General features: G+C 72.7%; 19 protein-coding genes and 1 riboswitch. Of the genes, 14 read left to right on the plus strand and 5 right to left on the minus strand.

The features are described from left to right. The first annotated feature begins 79 nt into the window (after nt 1-79). The 5 genes from LADH09A_RS27495 (at nt 80) to LADH09A_RS27515 (ending at nt 4003) form a co-directional block, all read left to right on the plus strand. A complete protein-coding gene (locus LADH09A_RS27495) occupies nt 80-691 on the plus strand; it encodes a class F sortase (protein ID WP_443677162.1) in 612 nt (203 codons plus the stop codon). A gap of 163 nt (nt 692-854) precedes the next feature. Further along, nucleotides 855-1955 carry a magnesium and cobalt transport protein CorA gene (locus LADH09A_RS27500; protein WP_238648554.1) on the plus strand — a complete coding sequence of 367 codons (1101 nt, stop codon included), beginning with the start codon at nt 855-857 and terminating at the stop codon, nt 1953-1955. 284 nt (nt 1956-2239) lie between these two features. Then, on the plus strand, nt 2240-2659 hold the full coding sequence (locus LADH09A_RS27505; protein WP_238648555.1) for a YchJ family protein: 420 nt from the start codon (nt 2240-2242) through the stop codon (nt 2657-2659). A 190-nt stretch (nt 2660-2849) separates the two neighbouring features. Then, nucleotides 2850-3620 carry a hypothetical protein gene (locus LADH09A_RS27510; protein ID WP_238648556.1) on the plus strand — a complete coding sequence of 257 codons (771 nt, stop codon included), beginning with the start codon at nt 2850-2852 and terminating at the stop codon, nt 3618-3620. Then, nucleotides 3617-4003 carry a VOC family protein gene (locus tag LADH09A_RS27515; protein ID WP_238648557.1) on the plus strand — a complete coding sequence of 129 codons (387 nt, stop codon included), beginning with the start codon at nt 3617-3619 and terminating at the stop codon, nt 4001-4003. The genes LADH09A_RS27510 and LADH09A_RS27515 overlap by 4 nt, the downstream gene beginning before the upstream one ends. A 46-nt stretch (nt 4004-4049) precedes the next feature. On the opposite strand, the gene LADH09A_RS27520 is transcribed toward LADH09A_RS27515, so the two are convergent. Beyond that, nucleotides 4050-5435 (minus strand): MFS transporter, encoded by a 1386-nt coding sequence (locus tag LADH09A_RS27520; RefSeq protein ID WP_238648558.1) that lies wholly within the window; start codon nt 5433-5435, stop codon nt 4050-4052. Between the two features lie 209 nt (nt 5436-5644). After that, complete coding sequence (locus LADH09A_RS27525) at nt 5645-6748, minus strand: mechanosensitive ion channel family protein (RefSeq protein ID WP_308194700.1); 1104 nt, start codon at nt 6746-6748, stop codon at nt 5645-5647. A gap of 219 nt (nt 6749-6967) precedes the next feature. Between LADH09A_RS27525 and LADH09A_RS27530 the strand changes: the two genes are divergently transcribed. The 4 genes from LADH09A_RS27530 to LADH09A_RS27545 all read left to right on the plus strand — a co-directional run bounded on the left by LADH09A_RS27530 (nt 6968) and on the right by LADH09A_RS27545 (nt 10976). Beyond that, entirely contained in the window at nt 6968-8077 is a 1110-nt protein-coding gene (locus tag LADH09A_RS27530) for a peptidoglycan recognition protein family protein (protein ID WP_238648559.1), read from the plus strand. A gap of 122 nt (nt 8078-8199) precedes the next feature. Then, the gene (locus LADH09A_RS27535) at nt 8200-9774 is read left to right on the plus strand and encodes an FMN-binding glutamate synthase family protein (protein WP_238648560.1); all 1575 of its coding nucleotides are present in this window, start codon (nt 8200-8202) and stop codon (nt 9772-9774) included. An 87-nt stretch (nt 9775-9861) separates the two neighbouring features. Continuing rightward, nucleotides 9862-10383, plus strand: a complete 522-nt coding sequence (locus LADH09A_RS27540) for a GNAT family N-acetyltransferase (RefSeq protein ID WP_238648562.1) — start codon at nt 9862-9864, stop codon at nt 10381-10383. Next, nucleotides 10380-10976: a GNAT family N-acetyltransferase gene (locus LADH09A_RS27545; RefSeq protein ID WP_238648563.1), complete on the plus strand. Its 597-nt coding sequence runs from the start codon at nt 10380-10382 to the stop codon at nt 10974-10976. Before LADH09A_RS27540 ends, LADH09A_RS27545 begins: the two co-directional genes overlap by 4 nt. On the opposite strand, the gene LADH09A_RS27550 is transcribed toward LADH09A_RS27545, so the two are convergent. After that, nucleotides 10871-11845, minus strand: coding sequence for a helix-turn-helix transcriptional regulator (locus LADH09A_RS27550; protein ID WP_238648564.1), 975 nt, complete (start codon nt 11843-11845; stop codon nt 10871-10873). The genes LADH09A_RS27545 and LADH09A_RS27550 overlap by 106 nt on opposite strands. A 94-nt stretch (nt 11846-11939) precedes the next feature. Between LADH09A_RS27550 and LADH09A_RS27555 the strand changes: the two genes are divergently transcribed. From LADH09A_RS27555 to LADH09A_RS27565, 3 genes are all read left to right on the plus strand, one after another. Then, nucleotides 11940-12377, plus strand: a complete 438-nt coding sequence (locus LADH09A_RS27555; RefSeq protein ID WP_238648565.1) for a VOC family protein — start codon at nt 11940-11942, stop codon at nt 12375-12377. A 57-nt stretch (nt 12378-12434) separates the two neighbouring features. Next, complete coding sequence (gene dinB / locus LADH09A_RS27560; protein ID WP_238648566.1) at nt 12435-13622, plus strand: DNA polymerase IV; 1188 nt, start codon at nt 12435-12437, stop codon at nt 13620-13622. A 123-nt stretch (nt 13623-13745) separates the two neighbouring features. Next, nucleotides 13746-14117 carry a hypothetical protein gene (locus tag LADH09A_RS27565; protein WP_238648567.1) on the plus strand — a complete coding sequence of 124 codons (372 nt, stop codon included), beginning with the start codon at nt 13746-13748 and terminating at the stop codon, nt 14115-14117. Between the two features lie 122 nt (nt 14118-14239). On the opposite strand, the gene LADH09A_RS31810 is transcribed toward LADH09A_RS27565, so the two are convergent. Next, nucleotides 14240-14914 carry a transglycosylase family protein gene (locus LADH09A_RS31810; RefSeq protein WP_274530243.1) on the minus strand — a complete coding sequence of 225 codons (675 nt, stop codon included), beginning with the start codon at nt 14912-14914 and terminating at the stop codon, nt 14240-14242. Then, a riboswitch (cyclic di-AMP (ydaO/yuaA leader) is annotated at nt 14915-15086 on the minus strand. Nucleotides 15087-15240: 154 nt separating this feature from the next. Beyond that, entirely contained in the window at nt 15241-15903 is a 663-nt protein-coding gene (locus LADH09A_RS27580) for a ThuA domain-containing protein (RefSeq protein WP_238648568.1), read from the minus strand. A gap of 65 nt (nt 15904-15968) precedes the next feature. Between LADH09A_RS27580 and LADH09A_RS27585 the strand changes: the two genes are divergently transcribed. After that, nucleotides 15969-16304: an ArsR/SmtB family transcription factor gene (locus LADH09A_RS27585; RefSeq protein WP_238648569.1), complete on the plus strand. Its 336-nt coding sequence runs from the start codon at nt 15969-15971 to the stop codon at nt 16302-16304. Next, nucleotides 16301-16993, plus strand: a complete 693-nt coding sequence (locus LADH09A_RS27590; RefSeq protein WP_238648571.1) for a nitroreductase family protein — start codon at nt 16301-16303, stop codon at nt 16991-16993. Before LADH09A_RS27585 ends, LADH09A_RS27590 begins: the two co-directional genes overlap by 4 nt. Nucleotides 16994-17047: the final 54 nt, after the last annotated feature.

The following is a 17047-nucleotide window of genomic DNA, read 5'->3' on the forward strand; positions in this document are numbered from 1 at the left end:
TGCTCCATCCCTGAGGACGGGTGCCCGCACCGGTGACACCGGCGCGGGCACCCGGACGATCCAGCGCGGAGGTGCCCACGTGTGGTGGCGGCGGACCCTACCGGCCGTGGTGGCCCTGCTCGGCGTGACCGGGCTGGGGCTGATCACCGTCGGCCTCACCGCCGACCCGGCGCGGCCACCGCGACCGCCGGCCGACGCGCCGCGACGCACCCATCCCGCACCGGACCTGGCGCCGCTGTCCCGCGCCGCGCCGGTCCGGGTGCAGATCACCGCCATCGGCGTACGCGCCGAGGTCGTCCCGGTCGGCGCGGACGCCGCCGGGGTGCTGGAGGTGCCACCACTGGACAAGCCCGCCCTCGCCGGGTGGTACCGGCACGGGGTGAGCCCCGGCGAGACCGGCAACGCCGTCCTGGTGGGACACGTCGACTCACCGGCCGGTCCGGCCGTCTTCTTCGACCTCGGTCGGCTGCGCGCCGGCCAGCAGATCCAGGTCACCCGCGCCGACGCGCAGGTCGCCACGTTCACGGTCGACGACGTCCAGTCGTACCCCAAGGACAGCTTTCCCAGCACGCTGGTCTACGGCCCGGCGGACGCGGCCGGGCTGCGCCTCATCACCTGCGGCGGCCGGTTCGACGCCTCGACCGGCAACTACGTCGACAACGTCGTCGTCTTCGCCACCCGCACGGCCTGACTCGCCCGCCCGCCTGAGCCACCCGGCACGGGCTGAGACAGCCGCACCGCCTCAGCCACCGCCCCGCTGTCGGGAGCCGGACCCTGCTCGGCAGAATGCGGTGGCACCATCCCTGCGGGCACACCGCGAACGGGGGCGTGCGCGGGCGACGGGGAGGCACGCGGTGGATCAGCGACCGGTACGGGACCGGGCCGGTCAGGGCGTACGCGCGCTGGCCCGTCGACTGCTCGGCCGGCCCGAGGGTGTCGCGCCCAGCCCCCGCCGGTCCAATCCGGACGCGGTGGTCGACTGCGCCGTCTACGTCAACGGTCAGCGCGAGCCCGGTCGACCGCACTACGCCGACGCGTACGCCCGCGCGCGGCACGCTCGCGACGCCTTCGTGTGGCTGGGACTGCACGACCCGGGCCCGGCCGTGCTCGCCGCGGTGGGACGCACCTTCGGCCTGGACGAGCTGACCGTCGAACAGGCGCTCGCCGACGGGCACCGACCCACCGTGCAACGCCACGGGTCGGTCACGCTGCTGGTGCTGCGCACCGCCGGGTACGTGGAGCACGACGAGCTGACCGAGACCTCCGAGGTCATCGACACCGGCGACGTGATGGTGCTGCTCGGGGACCGGTTCGCCATCACGGTGCGGCACGGCGCTGCCGGGGCGCTGCGGACCGTCCGCGCCGACATCGAGGGCCGCCCCACGCTGCTGGCCGCCGGCCCGTGGGCGGTGGCCTACGCGGTGTGCGCCCGGATGGTCGACTCCTACCTGGAGGTGGCCGGGCACGTGGAACGGGACCTGGAACGGGTCGAGGAGGCGGTGTTCGCCCGCGACCGCTCGGCCGACATCCAGCACATCTACCAGCTCAAACGGGAGGTGGTGGAGTTCAAGCGGGCGGTCCTGCCGTTGCAGGCGCCGATGCGGACGCTGCTCGACCCCGACGGCCCGCCCCGCGCCCTGCACCGCTGGTTCGTCGACGTCGACGGCCGGCTGAGCAGGGCGGTGGACCGGGTGGCCGCGTACGACGACCTGCTCACCTCGATCGTCCAGTCGCGACTGGCGCAGCTCGCCGTGGAGCAGAACAACGACATGCGCAAGATCGCGGCCTGGGCGGCGATCGCGGCCACCCAGACCGGCATCGCCGGCATCTACGGCATGAACTTCGACCACATGCCGGAGCTGGCCTGGCGCTACGGCTACGCCGGCGCCCTCGCCCTGATGGCGGCGGCCGCCCTGTTCCTGTACCGGCTGTTCCGCCGCTCCGGCTGGCTCTGACCCCTCCCCGGTAGGCCTGACCGCCCCGACCGGCCCCGACGGTCCTCCGGCCGGCCCCGACCGTCTCGGCCGGCCCCGACCGCCCCGGCCGGCCCCGACCGCCCCGGCCGGCCCCGACCGCCCGGGCCGGCTTGATCGACTCGGGTTCCTTGAAGTCGGGGTGTCGGACCCTCCCGGATACCGCGACTTCCCTGAAGGCGAGTGGATCACGCAAGGACCGCGTGCCGCACCGACCGGCGGGAGCCGTCGCCGGTCGATGCCCGGCGGTGGGGCAGGATGGCGACGTGGGTAAGGGTGCGGGACGCCGACGGGCGAACACGACGGCGGGACGGGCCTGCCCGTGCGGTTCCGGCCACGCGTACGCGGACTGCTGCGCCCCGGCGCACGGCGGCGACAGCCCGGCGGCGACGGCCGAGGCGCTGATGCGCTCCCGGTTCAGTGCCTTCGCCCTCGGCGACACCGGCTACCTGCTGCGCAGCTGGCACTCCTCGACCCGGCCCGCCGCTCTGGAGCTCGACCCGGGGCAGCGGTGGACCCGACTGGAGATCGTCAGGACCGAGCGGGGCGGCCTGCTCGACACCGCCGGCACGGTGACGTTCCACGCCCACTACCGGGCCGCGGGACGGCCCGGCACCCTGACCGAGCACAGCCGGTTCGTCCGCGAGGACGGCCGATGGGTCTACGTCGACGGTGACCAACCCTGACTGTCGAATTGGCGTAGGATCTCCTTGGCGTCGTCCTACGCCGCACCTCCCTCCCGGCGCTCACGCCGCCGGCAACGCGGAGGCAAAGGGGGCCCGGAGCCCTCGGGACGTGGTGCCACATGCCCCACTCCGGCGGGGTCGACGGGAGCGTGAGTCCCGGTGACCGTGCCGTTGACCGGGAGCATGTGTGATGACCAACCAGAGATCGTTCAAGGCCCGGGTCCGCACCCGGATGCAGAAGACCGGCGAAAGTTACACCGCCGCCCGCCGGCACCTGATCAACAAGGCCACCGAGCCGGCCACGACCCTGACCGCCGAGCCGGCCACGACCCTGACCGCCGAGCCGGCCACCGCCCTGGCCGCCGAGCCGGCCACGGCCCCGTCTCCCTCGTCCGCCGCGGCGCAGACCGAGCGGATCGCCGACGACCTGATCCGCGCCCGGACCGGCCGCGGCTGGGCCGACTGGTTCGCCCTGCTCGACGCCGCGACCGCCACCGAGCTGACCCACACCCAGATCGCCCGCCACCTGGTCACCGAGCACGAGGTGCCGGGCTGGTGGTCACAGACCATCACCGTCGGGTACGAGCAGGCACGCGGCCTGCGCGCGCCGGGTCAACGACGCGGCGGTGGCTTCGAGGCCAGCGCGAGCCGCACGGTGGCCGTGCCGGCGCTGCGCCTGTTCGAGGCGTTCGCCGACGAGACGGCACGCGCCCGCTGGCTGCCCGACGTCGAGCTGCGCGTCCGCACCGCCACCGCGCCGCGCAGTTTCCGGGCCGACTGGGCCGGTGGCCCGACCCGGATCGTCGTCGGCTTCGACGCTGTCGGCGAGTCGAAGGCCCGGGTCAGCGTGCTGCACGAGAAGCTGACCGGAGCCGAGCAGGCCGCCGAGCTGAAGGCGTACTGGCGGGAGCGGCTCGCCGCGTTGAAGGCCCTGCTCGAGTCGAACGGAGACCACCGATGACCATGACGTTCATCAACCTGCCGGTGCGCGACCTGACCACCGCCGCCGAGTTCTACCGGGCGCTCGGGTTCAGCAGCGACCAGGCAGACCTGGACGGGGACACCATGGTCCTCACCGTCTCCGACAACACTCGGCTGGTGCTGCACCTCCGCTCCGGCTTCGAGTCGTACACCGGGGTCGCCGCGACGGACACGGAGACCAGCCGGGAGGTCGTCGTCGGGCTGTCGGCGCAGAGCCGCGAGCAGGTCGACGAGCTGGTCGACAAGGCGGCGGTCGCCGGCGGGCAGTCGCTCGGGCCGGGGATGGCCAACGGGCCCATGTACATGCGCGGTTTCCGCGACCTCGACGGCCACCAGTGGTCGTTCCTGCACATGGCCGGCTGACCGTGCGGCCCGGCGGCGGCCTCCTCGGGCCGCCGCCGGGCCCCGGTCACTGCCGGCCGCGCGCCGCAGCCGCCGTGCTGCTGGCGGGCACGACCGTCGGGCGCCGGCGGGCCAGCAGCACCAGGCCCAGGACGAGGTACGGCCCGGCTGCCACCGCGAACGCCACCGCGTTGCCGACCGCCGTGGCGAGCAGACCGTAGCCGGCGTACGTCCCGATGATCAGCAGGTCGGTGGCCATCCCGGCCAGCGACGTGACGGTGGCGCGGCTGTTGCCGGTGATCCTGGCCTGGAGCCGCGCGTCGGCCAGCACGGTGGCCAGCTGCGCGGCACCGAACCCCAGTGCGAGCAGCACGAAGCCGGCCGGTCGCCCGGTCAACGCGCCACCGGCCAACCCGACACCGACCACGCCCAGCAAAGCGGCGTAGCCCCGGCGGCCCAGCCGCTCCCCCACTCCGGCCAGCAGCCCACCGACGGTCACCCCGGCCCAGAGCAGCAGGAGCAGCAGCGGCACGACCTCCGCCCGCACGCCGGTGTCCAGGGCCAGCAGCGGGCTGTACTCGTCCAGGGCGCCCCAGTCGGCGGCGACCAGGGCGACCAGCAGCACGGCTGACCGTACCGGCGGACGGGTGCGCACCTGCGTCACCCCGGCCCGCAGGGTGTCCCACCAACCGAGGTCGCCGTCGTCGTCCGGGTGGGCTGACTGTGAGCCCTCCGGCTCCCGGCTCGCCGGCAACGCCGCGGCCACGGGCCGTACGGCAGCGACCGGGCCGTGCCCGCTGGCCGCGACGGGCACAGCCGGGACGGGCACAGCCGGGCCGGGCACGTCGGCCGGGCTGTCGGCGGGCGCGCGGTGCTCCGGGAACCGGGCGGCGACGATCGTGGCGAGCAGGCAGGCGAGCACGCTGGCCGCGCCGACCGCCGGGTACCCGCCGACGGCGAGCACCGGGCCGGCGAGCACTCCGGAGACCACCACGCCCAGCACACCGGCCGTGCGCGCACGCCCGAGCACCCGGGCGTACCGGCCGACCGCGCCAAGCCGGTCCAACTCGGTCCAGACCAGCGCCTCCAGCGCACCGGAGACGAGCGCTCCACCGGCACCCCAGAGGAGGAAACCGACCGCGAACGCGGGGTACGACGGCAGCAGGACCCACAGTGCGAACCCGGCGGCGGCCACCAGCGGGGCGAGGCACAACAGCAGCCGACGGGACACCACGTCGGCCCACGCGCCGGACGGCACCTCGAACAGGATGCCGGCGGCCGACCAGATGACGAACAGCGACGAGATCTGCCCCACCGACAACCCGGTGTCGGCGAAGAACACCACGTACAGCGGATAGAGCAGGACGAGGTCACTGAGGAACGCGTACCCGTAGAGGGTGGCCGTCAGCCGGCGGACCGCCGGGTCGGGCACGCGCGAAGCGATGAGGATCATGGGGCCTTCCCGTGGGAGTGGAGACGGACACCGGACGTGCGGTGCCGGTGGTGGCCCACGGGATCGGCCAACGCTGCTGGATCAATGTCGCCAGGTCATGTCAGCGATGCTAGACGCGCACCGCCGCTCCGGCCAGCGCTTTCAACGTGCCGCGCAACGCGAGGCGGGGCGGGATCCGATCGATCCCGCCCCGCCTGAACGACTGATGGTCAGCGCCGGTCCACCGGCGGAATGACCGTGGTGCTCTCGCTGTCGTCGCTGGTACGCGGGCTAGGCACCGCGCCGCCGCTGCTCACCACCTGGGTCGTGTCGGCGTCGCCGCCGCCCCGGCTGAGCCTCTCGGTGGTGTCCGCATCGACGCCGCCCCGGCTGACCACCTGAGTGGCCTCCGCGTCGGTCGGTCGCGAGACCACCTGGGTCGTGTCCCCGTCGGTCGGCCGGGTCACCACCTGCGTGGCCTCCACGTCGGCCGGTCGGGTCACCACCTGGGTGGCCTCCGCGTCGGTCGGTCGGGTCAGCATCTGGGTGCTCTCCGGGTCGTCGGTCCCGAACGACGGCCGGGTCGGCTCGGCGGGGGCAGCCGCCGCCCGGGCCAGCTCGGCTTCGGCGTCGCGGCGACCCTCGCGGTAGGCGCGGGTGTGCGCGGCGATCAGCTGCGACTCCTGCTCGGCGCGGGTCAGCCACGCCTCCCAACGGCTCTGCATCGGACGGATCAGGCCACCGCCGACGCCGACGACGAGGATGCCACCGATCGTGGCCAGCACCGCGATCAGAACGGGGGTGGTGACCGCGGTGGCGACCCCGATCTGGTTGAGGGCGGCGATGACGCCGAGGCCGAGGATGAACACCGAGGCGATGGTGGCCAGCACCCGGCCGTACGACAGGCCGCCGAGCGCGCCGCTGATGATGTCCTTGACCGCGTTGGCGATGGCGGCGGCCACCACGACGATGACGATCGCGACGAACGCGCGCGGCAGCCACGCGATCACCGCGCCGAGCAGGTCGGAGATCGGGTTGGGACCCCAGATGCCGAAGGCGAGCTGAAGGGTGAACAGGAGCAAGCCGTAGTAGACGAGCTTCGCGACGATGTCGCTGGCGTCGTACCGGGAGCGGCTCAACGCGCGGCGGACGCCGCCACGCTCGACGGCGCGGTCGAAGCCCACCCGTTCCAGGACCTTCTCCACGATCTTCAGCGCGGCCTTGGCGATCAGCCATCCGGCCACCAGGATCGCCAGGAAGGCGACGGCCTTGGGCAGGAAGAGCATCACCGAGCGGAGGGCGTCGCCCACCGCGTCGCTGACGTTGTCACTCATATGGTCATTCCTTCAGTGTGGGCGCAGCCGGGATGGTCAGCCCCGACCTACCCCCGACCCGAGTTGCGGAAACCCGAGTGATCATGAAGTGGCGCGCACCTCTAGCGCGCCGTCGAGTCTTGGCAATATTCTCCGGAGTGCGTGCGGCCACTGGAGCTACTTTTCATCCCCCCGCCGTCGGCCGCAGGAGGAGATGTCATGCACGTCGACCATTCCGAAGTGGATCGCCGAACCCTGTTGCGAGCCGGTCTCGGCGCCGCCACGGTCGCCGTCGTCGGGAGCGAACTGGCCTTCCCCGCCTCGGCGCAGGCCGCCCCCGGCACCGACCTGGACTGGATCATCAGCTGCGACGAGTGGGCCGCCCGCCCGCCGAAGGACCCGCTGTCGGTCAGCGCCATCGCCACCAACAAGATCATCGTGCACCACATGGCGTTCCCGAACGTCACCGACTACTCCCGCGAGCAGGCGGTCAAACTGGCCCACGACTGCCAGGACCTGCACATGGACGGCAACGGCTGGTCGGACACCGGCCAGCACTTCACGGTGAGCCGCGGCGGCCACCTGCTGGAGGGCCGCCGGGGCAGCCTGGAGCGCCTCGAGGCCGGCGACCGCCAGATGATCTCGGCGCACTGCCCGGGCGAGAACGGCCGGGCCATCGGCATCGAGAACGAGGGCACCTACGTCACCGAGACGCCGCCGAAGGCGCTGACCGACTCGCTGGTCAAGCTCTGTGTCGCGATCTGCCGGCAGTACGGGCTGCACGCCCACGACATCTTCGGCCACTGGGACTTCCGCACCACCGAGTGCCCGGGCGCCGCCTTCTACCGGCAGTTCCCCGAACTGCGTCGGCGGGTGCACACCGCCCTCGGCACGCCACTGGGCGACGTGCCGGCCCGCCGCTGGCCGGACCTGTGGCGCTTCGTCAACTCCCCCTCGGTCCGGGTGGTGCAGCACCTGCTCGCGTACCGGGGCTACGCGGTGACGGTCAGCGGCACGTTCGACGCCGCGACCGTGGCCGCCGTGCAGGACTGGCAGGCCCGCAACGGCATCGCGGTGGACGTGGACGCCACCCTCACCACGCCGACCTGGGAGACCCTGGCCCCCGAGCTGAACCAGCACGCCACCGGCGCGCCGGTCACGGCGGTGCAGGAGATCCTCGCCACCAAGGGGTACGCGGTCACCGTCACCGGGGCGTACGACCACGCGACCCGGGCTGCGGTGCAGGACCTGCAGGCGCTGCACGGCCTGCCCCGCAACGGCAAGCTCAGCACGAGCACGTGGTGCACGGTGGTCGGCGGGTCGGTCCGCGAGTCCTTCCGGCGCCGGTGAGCCGGCGGCGGCGGTGCGGGGCGTACCCGCACCGCCGCCGGACGCGCCACGTCGTCCCTGACCAGCGCACTGGATCGGCGGGGCCGGTTTGGCCAGAGGCGCGGGCGGAAAGAGTGCCGGGCATGAAATGGGCCCGTCGAGCCGTACCCGCTGTCGCTGCCGCCGTCGCGGCGCTCGCCGCGCGGGATTTGATCCAGCGCGACCACGCGTTGCTGCGCAACTACCCGGTGCTCGGTCGCGCCCGTTACCTGTTGGAGGCGATCGGCCCGGAGCTGCGGCAGTACATCGTGGCCGGCAACAACGAGGAACGGCCGTTCACCCGCGACCAGCGCCGCTGGGTGTACGCGTCGGCGAAGCAGGAGAACAACTACTTCGGCTTCGGCACGGACAACGACATCGAGTACACCCCCGGGTACCCGATCATCAAGCACCGCACGTTCGGCCGGGCCGTGCCGCCGTCGACGCCCGCCGCCGGGCACGACGTGCGGTTGCCGTCCGCGAAGGTGCTCGGCGCGGCCCGGGGTCGGGCCCGCGCGTTCCGCCCCGAGTCGGTGGTCAACATCTCCGGGATGAGCTTCGGCTCGCTGTCCGGCAACGCCATCGCCGCCCTCAACAAGGGGGCCGCACTCGCCGGCTGCCTGCAGAACACCGGCGAGGGTGGCCTGTCGCCGTACCACCGCAACGGCGGTGACCTGGTCTTCCAACTCGGGACGGCGTACTTCGGCTGCCGCGACGAACAGGGCCGGTTCAGCCTCGACCGGTTGAAGGACCTGGTCGCCGGCGCACCGGTCAAGGCGTTGGAGATCAAGCTGAGCCAGGGGGCCAAGCCGAGCCTCGGTGGGCTGCTGCCCGGGGCGAAGGTGTCCGCCGAGATCGCCGCCACCCGAGGCATCCCGGCCGGTCAGGACTGTGTGAGCCCGTCCCGGCACGCCGAGTTCTCCGACTGTGACAGCCTGCTCGACTGGGTGGAGTTGCTGGCGGCCGAGACGGGTCTGCCGGTCGGCATCAAGTCGGCGGTCGGCGACCTGAACTTCTGGCAGGAGTTGGCCACCCTGATGCGCGACACCGGCCGAGGCGTCGACTTCGTGACGATCGACGGTGGCGAGGGCGGCACCGGCGCCGCGCCGCTGATCTTCACCGACTCCGTGTCGCTCCCGTTCCAGCAGGGCTTCTCCCGGGTCTACAAGGTGTTCGCCGAGCACGACCTGCACGAGCAGGTGGTCTTCATCGGTGGGGGCAAGCTCGGCCTGCCGGACAACGCCATCGTGGCCTTCGCGCTCGGCTGCGACATGGTCAACGTCGGCCGTGAGGCGATGCTGTCGATCGGCTGCATCCAGGCACAGAAGTGCCACACGGACACCTGCCCCACCGGCGTCGCGACGCAGAACGCGTGGCTCACCCGGGGCCTGGACCCGACCTTGAAGTCGGTGCGGGCGGCCAACTACCTGCGAACGCTGCGCCGCGACCTCACCAAGGTCGCCGAGGCCTGCGGCGTCGAACACCCTGGCCTGATCGGGACCGACGCCGTGGAGATCCTGGACGGCCGCACCTGCTCCACCCCACTGCATGAGGTGTACGGCTACCGGCCCGAATGGGGTCTGCCCTCGCCGGCCGACCAGGCGGAGATCATCCGGCTGATGACTCCGGAGGTGCCCCAGGGCGGCAGCGCCCCACCGTCGGCCACCGCCGTGGGCTGAGGTCCCAGGTCCCAGGTCCCGTCATGACCCATCGGCGCCGGCGATAAAGGCGTGGAGCTGGGGACACGGTGGGCCTATGGTGGCGCGGTGCTGATCAGACGCGAGACCGACGCCGACGCGGACGCTATCCGGGCGGTTCACTGCGCCGCCTTCGCCACGACCGACGGCGCTGGCGTACCGGTCGAGGCGACGCTGGTCGACGCGCTGCGCGCCGACGAGGGTTGGCTGCCCGCGTACTCCCTGGTGGCGACCGATTCGGACGGCGGGGTGGTGGGGCACGTGGTGGCCACGCGCGGCCGCGTGGCCGGCGAGCCGGTGGCGCTCGGGCTGGGACCGCTCGGCGTGTTGCCCGACTGGCAGCGTCGCGGGGTCGGCCACGCGCTGATGCACGCGGTGCTCGGCGCGGCCGACGCGCGGGACGAGCCGCTGGTGGTGCTGCTCGGGCACCCTGACTACTACCCGCGCTTCGGCTTCCGGCCCGCTGTCGAGTTGGGAGTCACCCCGCCGCAGCCGTGGGGGCCGCAGTATTTCCTGGCCCGGCCGCTGACCGCGTGGCGGGAGTCGATCCGCGGTGAGTTCCGCTACGCCGGCCCGTTCGACGACCTGTGAGCCAGCCTCGGATCCGTCGGCGGCGCGCCACCGACCTGGACGGCTGCGTCGCGGGGCTCGCCGAGGTTCACCGGGTCGACCGGTACCCGATGAACTGGCCCGCCGACCCGCGCCGCTGGCTGCGCGAGCCGCACCCGGCGCGCGCCTGGGTCGCGGTCGACGCCGACGCGGCCGTCGTGGGGCACGTCGCGGTGCACCGGGTGTCCGACCCGGCGGACGGGCCGCTGGCCCGGCCGACGGCTGAGGTCGCCCGTCTCTTCGTGGTGCCGTCCGCCCGAGGGCTGGCGCTGGGCAGCGCACTGCTGGGCCGGGCCCGTCAGTGGGCGAGCAGACGCGCGACGGACCTGGTGCTGGAGGTGGCCGGTGGTGGTGCCGCGGCCACGGCGCTCTACGAGCGCACCGGCTGGCGGCACGTCGGCACGGGCACGGCGCCGTGGACCGCCCCGGACGGCAGCCCGGTGTCGCTGCGGCACTACGCGCTGCGCCACTACCCGCTTGGCGCCGACGGCCCGGCGGCCAGCACCGCGAGGCGACGGGCGAGGCGGCCGACGGCCTCGCGCAGCTCGAGAGGCTCCAGCACCTCCATCTCGTGATCGAGGCGTGCGAGATGCGCGGCGAGCCAGTCCAGGCTCTCGCCGCCGACGATGAGCACGCACCACCCGTCGCGGTCGTCCTCGACCCGCCCCACCTGCGGTGGCACCAACGCCCGTACCCGGTCCGGCTGGGCGTGCACCCGCACCCGAGCGAGATAGCGGTACGGCGCAGCGGTCACCGACCTCTGCACGAAGGCGACCGGATCCGGGTGCTCGCGCGCGCGGAAGCGCCAGGTCGTCGTGACCGCCGCACCCATTCGATCGAGCCGGAACGTACGCCAGTCGTCGCGGTCGACGTCCCAGGCCATCAGATACCAGCGGCGACCGGTGGTGACCATCCGGATCGGTTCCACCGTCCGTTCGCGGTCCCCACCGTCGCGGCCGGCGTAGGTGAAGCGGACCCGCACTGCGTCTCGGCAGGCCCGCGCGAGGGTCACCAGCAGCTCCGCGTCGATCTCGGCCACCGGGCCCATCAGCGTCTCTGTCGCGCCGTGCACCGCCCGCACCTCGGCGCGCAGCCGCGACGGCATCACCTGGTCGAGCTTCGCCAGTGCCCGCAGGGCGGCCTCGCCCGCCCCGGCGATCGTGCCGCCCGAGGCGAGCCGCAGGGAGACCGCCGTCGCGATGGCCTCCTCGTCGTCGAGGAGCAACGGCGGCAGCCGGGTGCCCGCGCCGAGCTGGTAGCCACCGCCGACGCCCGACACCGCCTGCACGGGATAGCCCAGTGTGCGCAGTCGCTGCACGTCACGGCGGACGCAGCGGTCGGTGACGCCCAGCTCGGCGGCGAGGTCGGCGGCCGTCCAGGATGGTCGCCGCTGGAGCAGGGCCAGCAACCGCAGCACCCGCTCGGTCGTTGCCTCGACGGTCACGCGCCGATCGTCGCACGAATTGCGGAACGGCCCTGTCCGCTATCCACGAGACGCTGGGATCATGACCGAGCAGATCACGAGACAGGGAGCTGACATGGCACGCGATGTGCAGATCACGTTCGACTGCGCCGACCCCGCCGGGATGGCCGCGTTCTGGGCCGAGGCCCTCGGCTACCGGTTGCAGGGCCCGCCCGGAAACTTCGAGACATGGGAGCAGGCGCTGGACGCGATGGGGGTGCCGCCGGAGAACCGCAACGACGCCTCGGCGGTGGTCGACCCCGACGGTGCGGGACCGCGGCTGTTCTTCCAGCGGGTGCCCGAGCCCAAGCAGGTGAAGAACCGCGTACACCTCGATGTGCGGGCCGCTCCCGGGCTGACCGGCGACGAGCGGATGGCGGCCCTGGAGGCGGAGGCGCAGCGCCTCACCGCGCACGGCGCCACCCGGCTCGATCGGCACGAGCCCGCTCCCCCGATGGGTGCCGGTCACCTCGTGATGGCCGACCCGGAGGGCAACGAGTTCTGCCTCGACTGATCGGGCGTTCGCCCAGCTCACTGCCGCGATGACCGGCCGCCATGCGAACATGTGTACGTGTCGACCGGGGCCAGCATCCTGCACGCCGACCTGGACGCCTTCTACGCGTCGGTCGAGCAGCGTGACGACCCGCGCCTGCGGGGGCGGCCGGTGATCGTCGGCGGCGGCGTGGTCCTCGCGGCCAGTTACGAGGCGAAGGCGCGAGGCGTACGCAGCGCGATGGGCGGTCAGCAGGCGCGCCGCCTGTGCCCGGACGCGATCGTGGTGCCGCCGCGGATGTCGGCGTACACCGAGGCGAGCCGGGCGGTCTTCGAGATCTTCCGGCAGACCACCCCGCTGGTCGAGGGGCTCTCCATCGACGAGGCGTTCCTGGACGTGGGTGGCCTGTGGCGGCTGGTCGGGTCGCCGGCCCACATCGCCGAGCGGCTGCGCCAGGAGGTGCGGGAGCGGGTCCACCTGCCGATCACGGTTGGTGTGGCGCGCACGAAGTTCCTGGCCAAGGTGGCCAGCGGGGTGGCGAAGCCGGACGGTCTGTTGGTGGTCGCACCGGACGCCGAGCTGGCGTTCCTGCACCCGCTGCCGGTCGAGCGGTTGTGGGGCGTCGGCCCGGTCACCTCGGCGAAGCTGCGGGAACGCCGGATCCGTACCGTCGGCGACGTGGCCCGGCTCGGCGAGGCCGCCCTGGTGTCGTTGCTCGGGTCGGGCGCCGGCCGGCACCTGCACGCCCTGGCGCACAACCGCGATCCCCGCTCGGTGCTGGTCGGCCGCCGACGCGGCTCGATGGGCGCGCAGCACGCGCTGAGCCGTACCCCGCATGTCCCGGCGGAGCTGGATGCCATCCTCGCCGGCCTGGTCGACCGGGTCAGCCGCCGGATGCGGGCGGCCGGGCGGTCCGGTCGCACGGTGGTGTTGCGGTTGCGCTTCGGCGACTACACCCGGGCGACCCGCTCGCACACCATCGGCAAGGCGACCGCCGACACGACGCCGCTGCTGGCAGCCGCACGCACGTTGCTGCGAGCCGCACTGGCCGAGATCGATCGCCGTGGTGTCACCCTGATCGGTGTCTCGGTGGGCAATCTGGACGACAACCCGGTGCAACCGGAGCTGCCGTTCCACCGCGATCCCGGCGCGGAGTTGGACGCCGCGGTCGACGCGGTCCGGGACCGGTTCGGCTCGACGGCGCTCACCCGAGCGGTGCTGCTCGGTCGGGAGCCGGGCGTCGAGATGCCGCTGTTGCCGGATTGACCGATCTGCGTGCGGTGTCCCCGCGTCCGCTGCGACCGGAGACACATCACAGCAGGTCGGCGGTTTAACCGGCGGCTGACGGGTGACCCTTGTGGGGTACAGCCTGACGAGGGGGGACCCACAATGTCCGACGACGACACCAGCAACCGGCCGAGTCGCAGTGCCGAGCGGCCGCACGACGTGACCGACCCGCTGCTCTGGCAACTGGCGATCGACGTGCTGAGCGCCCACGAGCCGGACGACGAGGGTCAGTGCCGCAACCTCCAGTGCGCCGGGCAGTCCTGGCCGTGCGCGGCGCGCGCCGGCGCCGAGCAGTCGATCCGACTGGCCCGCAGCACATCCACCTCGGTCGAGATGACCATCGACGGCGACGACAGCGCGGATGGCGGCACGGCCTGGACCGGGGAGAGCAGCGCACCGGCTCCCCGCTGGGGCTGGAACGCCGGCCCGGTCACGTCACACCGAGGGCCGAAGGCGTCCGCCTCCGCCGCGTGACGGCGACCCCTCGGGAGTACGAACGCTCGGGCTGATCCACACACGCGAACGCTCGGCCGGTGACCCGGCCGAGCGTTCGTGTGTCATCCGTCAGAGGCTGAGCCGCTGATGCGGGAAGACCGTCAGAGGCTGAGCCGCTGACCCGGGAAGATCAGACCCGGGTCGGCCCCGATGAGCTGCCGGTTGTGCTCGTACAGCGCCTGCCAACCGCCGGTCACCCGGTGGCTGTCGGCGATCTCCGACAGGGTGTCACCCGGCTTGACCAGGTACGTCTGGCCGCCCGTGGTCGGCGCGGTGCGCTCGTGGTTGCGGGTCGCCGGCTGCTCCCGCCGGGAGGGCCGCTCCTGCTGCTCGGTGGGCTTCGCGGTGGACTTCTGCGTGGACTTCGTCGACGGCTTCGCGGTGGACTTCGTCGACGGCTTCGTGGCGGAACCGGCCGAGGAGCCGCCCTTCTTGCCGCAGGTCGGCCACGCGCCGATGCCCTGCCCGTCGAGCACCTTCTCGGCGACCGCGATCTGCTCGCCGCGGCTGGCCAGGTCGGCGCGGGCGGCGTACTTCTTGCCGCCGTAGCCGGCCCAGGTGCTCTGGGAGAACTGGAGGCCACCGTAGTAGCCGTTACCGGTGTTGATCTTCCAGTTGCCACCGGACTCGCACTGGGCGATCGCGTCCCAGTTGACCGCGGCCTGCGCGGGGGCGGCCGGGCCGAACAGGGCGACGGCACCGGTGACGGCACCGACGGCCAGGGCGAGGCGGCGGGTGGTGACCCGTCGGTGACGGGGCGTGTGGACAGACGTCATGTGAACTTCCTCCGCGCCGGCGAGGTGAGCTGTCGGGTTCGGGCCGAGGAGCCCGGCCGCGCGGTGGCGGCTTCACCCCGAGGTGACATGCACCGAGGAACGTTGGGTCCCCCGCTCCTGCCCGGGTGACTGGGTTCCGACGACCGGGGGCAGGATTTGGCGTTGCCGGCCGTGGTGTCCGCATTGGCGAACCCGACCGACGTTAGGCACGGTCGGTGACGATCGCCCAACCCCTGTGAAGTTCTTCACCGGGGTACGCGGGGCGTCGCCCGCAGCGGTTGCGGGCGGGCGGTCAGTGTGCAGTGACCACCATGGACCGTTGCGGATCAGATGCCGTGACGGAGCCACAGCACGATGCGCCGCAGCAGCTCCACGTGCCCCGGCGACTCGTACGACCGGGCGTCGTGACCGAGTGCGTCGTAGACGATCCGGCTGCTCCCGACCGTGCGGGCCCAGACGAGCGGGTGGGTGTCGCCACCCTCGTCGTGGACGTAGAGGGTCTCCGCGTCGATCCCGTCGAGCACCTCCAGGTCGGTGTAGCGCTCGTCGTGCACCTCGAAGTCCACGAGACCGGTAGTGATCGGGTGCTCGACGTCGGTGCGTCGGATGAGGCTCGACCCGATCGGCGGGTGAAAGGTCCGGCCGTGCTCCCAGGCGGCGCCGACCGTCGACCGCCAGGCCGCGAGCTGGGGGAACGCGATCGTCGCGCTGTGCATGGCGAGCAGGCTGCCGCCACGGGCCAGGAAGTCGTCGAGGACGCGACCGAACTCCTCGTCCTCGGGGATCGGGGCGGTGCGGTCGGCGCTGGCGTTCACCACCAGCAGGCGAGCGCCGTCGAGCGCGGCCGCGAGTTGGTCGACCGTGGTCACGATCGCCACCCGGTCGCCGTCGCCGACGAGGTTGGCGATCGCCGCGCTGGTCTCGGCCAACGGGTGCCAGGGATCGCCGTGCGGGCCCTCCCCGCTGAAGATCACAGTGTCGAAAGGCATGACCGTGCTCCGCTCATCATTTGGAAGATTTTCGAAATCACGAAACCAAAGCTAGCATGGCCTCCATGAGAGCCCTGCATCATCCCGATCTCGCCTCGGTCGACCTCGCCACCGTGCTCGGCGCCCTCGCCGACCCGGTGCGCCTGAGTGTCGTCCGACAGTTGGCCCAGGCCGGCGGGGTCGTCTGCGGTAAATTCGACGCGTTGTCCGAAGTGAGCATGTCCACGCTGTCGCATCACCTGAAGGTGCTACGGGCAGCCGGCGTCCTCCGTGTCACGCCCAACGGCAGCTTCCGCCGACACGAACTGCGTGCGGACGAGATCAACGACCGGTTTCCCGGGCTCCTTCCCGCGATCGTCGCCAACCTCGACCTGGCCGAACGAGTGGGAGTTCCCGCATGAGCGACACCGCACCGGCCGGGCAGAGCGGGCCGCGCACACTGGGCCTGTCGGCCGACGAGGTCCTGAGCACGACCCGCGCCGTCCGCAAGCGTCTCGACCTGGGACGCCCGGTCCCCCGTGACGTGATCGAGGACTGCCTGCGCATCGCGCTCCAGGCACCCAGCGGCCGTAACCGGCAGCGCTGGGACTTCATCTTCGTCGAGGACCCACAGACCCGGGCCGCTGTCGCCCGGCTGTGGCGACTCGGCCTGATGGCGCCCCCACCGGCGTCGGGCGCCACGGGGCCGGCCTTCAGTCGGATGAACTTCGCCTCCGAGCAGTGGGGCCGGATCGCCGGCAGCCTGCAACACCTGGCAGACCACCTGCACGAGGTCCCGTTGCTGCTCATCCCCTGCCTGCGGGTCGAGTCCCGCGCCGAGTTGAGCAGCGTGCGCGGGCAGGCCGGGGCCTGGGGTTCGGTCATCCCGGCGTTCTGGAGTTTCATGCTGGCCGCCCGGGAACGCGGGCTCGGCACCGCGTGGACCACGAGCCACCTCAGCTACGAACGGGAGATGGCAGACCTGCTCGGCATCCCCTACGACACCGTCGTGCAGGTGGCGCTCACGCCCGTGGCGTACACCCTGGGCACCGACTTCAAGCCCGGCCCGCGGGCCGACGCGGACGGTTTCGCCCACTGGAACCGGTGGTAGCCGTAGCCGCCCTGCGACAGCGGCGGGCCACCCGGTGATCCGGGAAGCCCGCCG

This window comes from Micromonospora cabrerizensis (assembly GCF_022230955.1).
GTDB lineage: Bacteria > Actinomycetota > Actinomycetes > Mycobacteriales > Micromonosporaceae > Micromonospora > Micromonospora cabrerizensis.

Bases quoted from the DNA above. Each gene is read 5' to 3' on its own strand.
- LADH09A_RS31810 (WP_274530243.1), bottom strand. From the start codon at position 14,914: ATGACGTCTGTCCACACGCCCCGTCACCGACGGGTCACCACCCGCCGC.
- LADH09A_RS27555 (WP_238648565.1), top strand. From the start codon at position 11,940: ATGGCACGCGATGTGCAGATCACGTTCGACTGCGCCGACCCCGCCGGG.
- LADH09A_RS27535 (WP_238648560.1), top strand. From the start codon at position 8,200: ATGAAATGGGCCCGTCGAGCCGTACCCGCTGTCGCTGCCGCCGTCGCG.
- LADH09A_RS27590 (WP_238648571.1), top strand. From the start codon at position 16,301: ATGAGCGACACCGCACCGGCCGGGCAGAGCGGGCCGCGCACACTGGGC.
- LADH09A_RS27510 (WP_238648556.1), top strand. From the start codon at position 2,850: ATGACCAACCAGAGATCGTTCAAGGCCCGGGTCCGCACCCGGATGCAG.
- LADH09A_RS27520 (WP_238648558.1), bottom strand. From the start codon at position 5,435: ATGATCCTCATCGCTTCGCGCGTGCCCGACCCGGCGGTCCGCCGGCTG.
- LADH09A_RS27565 (WP_238648567.1), top strand. From the start codon at position 13,746: ATGTCCGACGACGACACCAGCAACCGGCCGAGTCGCAGTGCCGAGCGG.
- LADH09A_RS27580 (WP_238648568.1), bottom strand. From the start codon at position 15,903: ATGCCTTTCGACACTGTGATCTTCAGCGGGGAGGGCCCGCACGGCGAT.
- LADH09A_RS27515 (WP_238648557.1), top strand. From the start codon at position 3,617: ATGACCATGACGTTCATCAACCTGCCGGTGCGCGACCTGACCACCGCC.
- LADH09A_RS27585 (WP_238648569.1), top strand. From the start codon at position 15,969: ATGAGAGCCCTGCATCATCCCGATCTCGCCTCGGTCGACCTCGCCACC.
- LADH09A_RS27525 (WP_308194700.1), bottom strand. From the start codon at position 6,748: ATGAGTGACAACGTCAGCGACGCGGTGGGCGACGCCCTCCGCTCGGTG.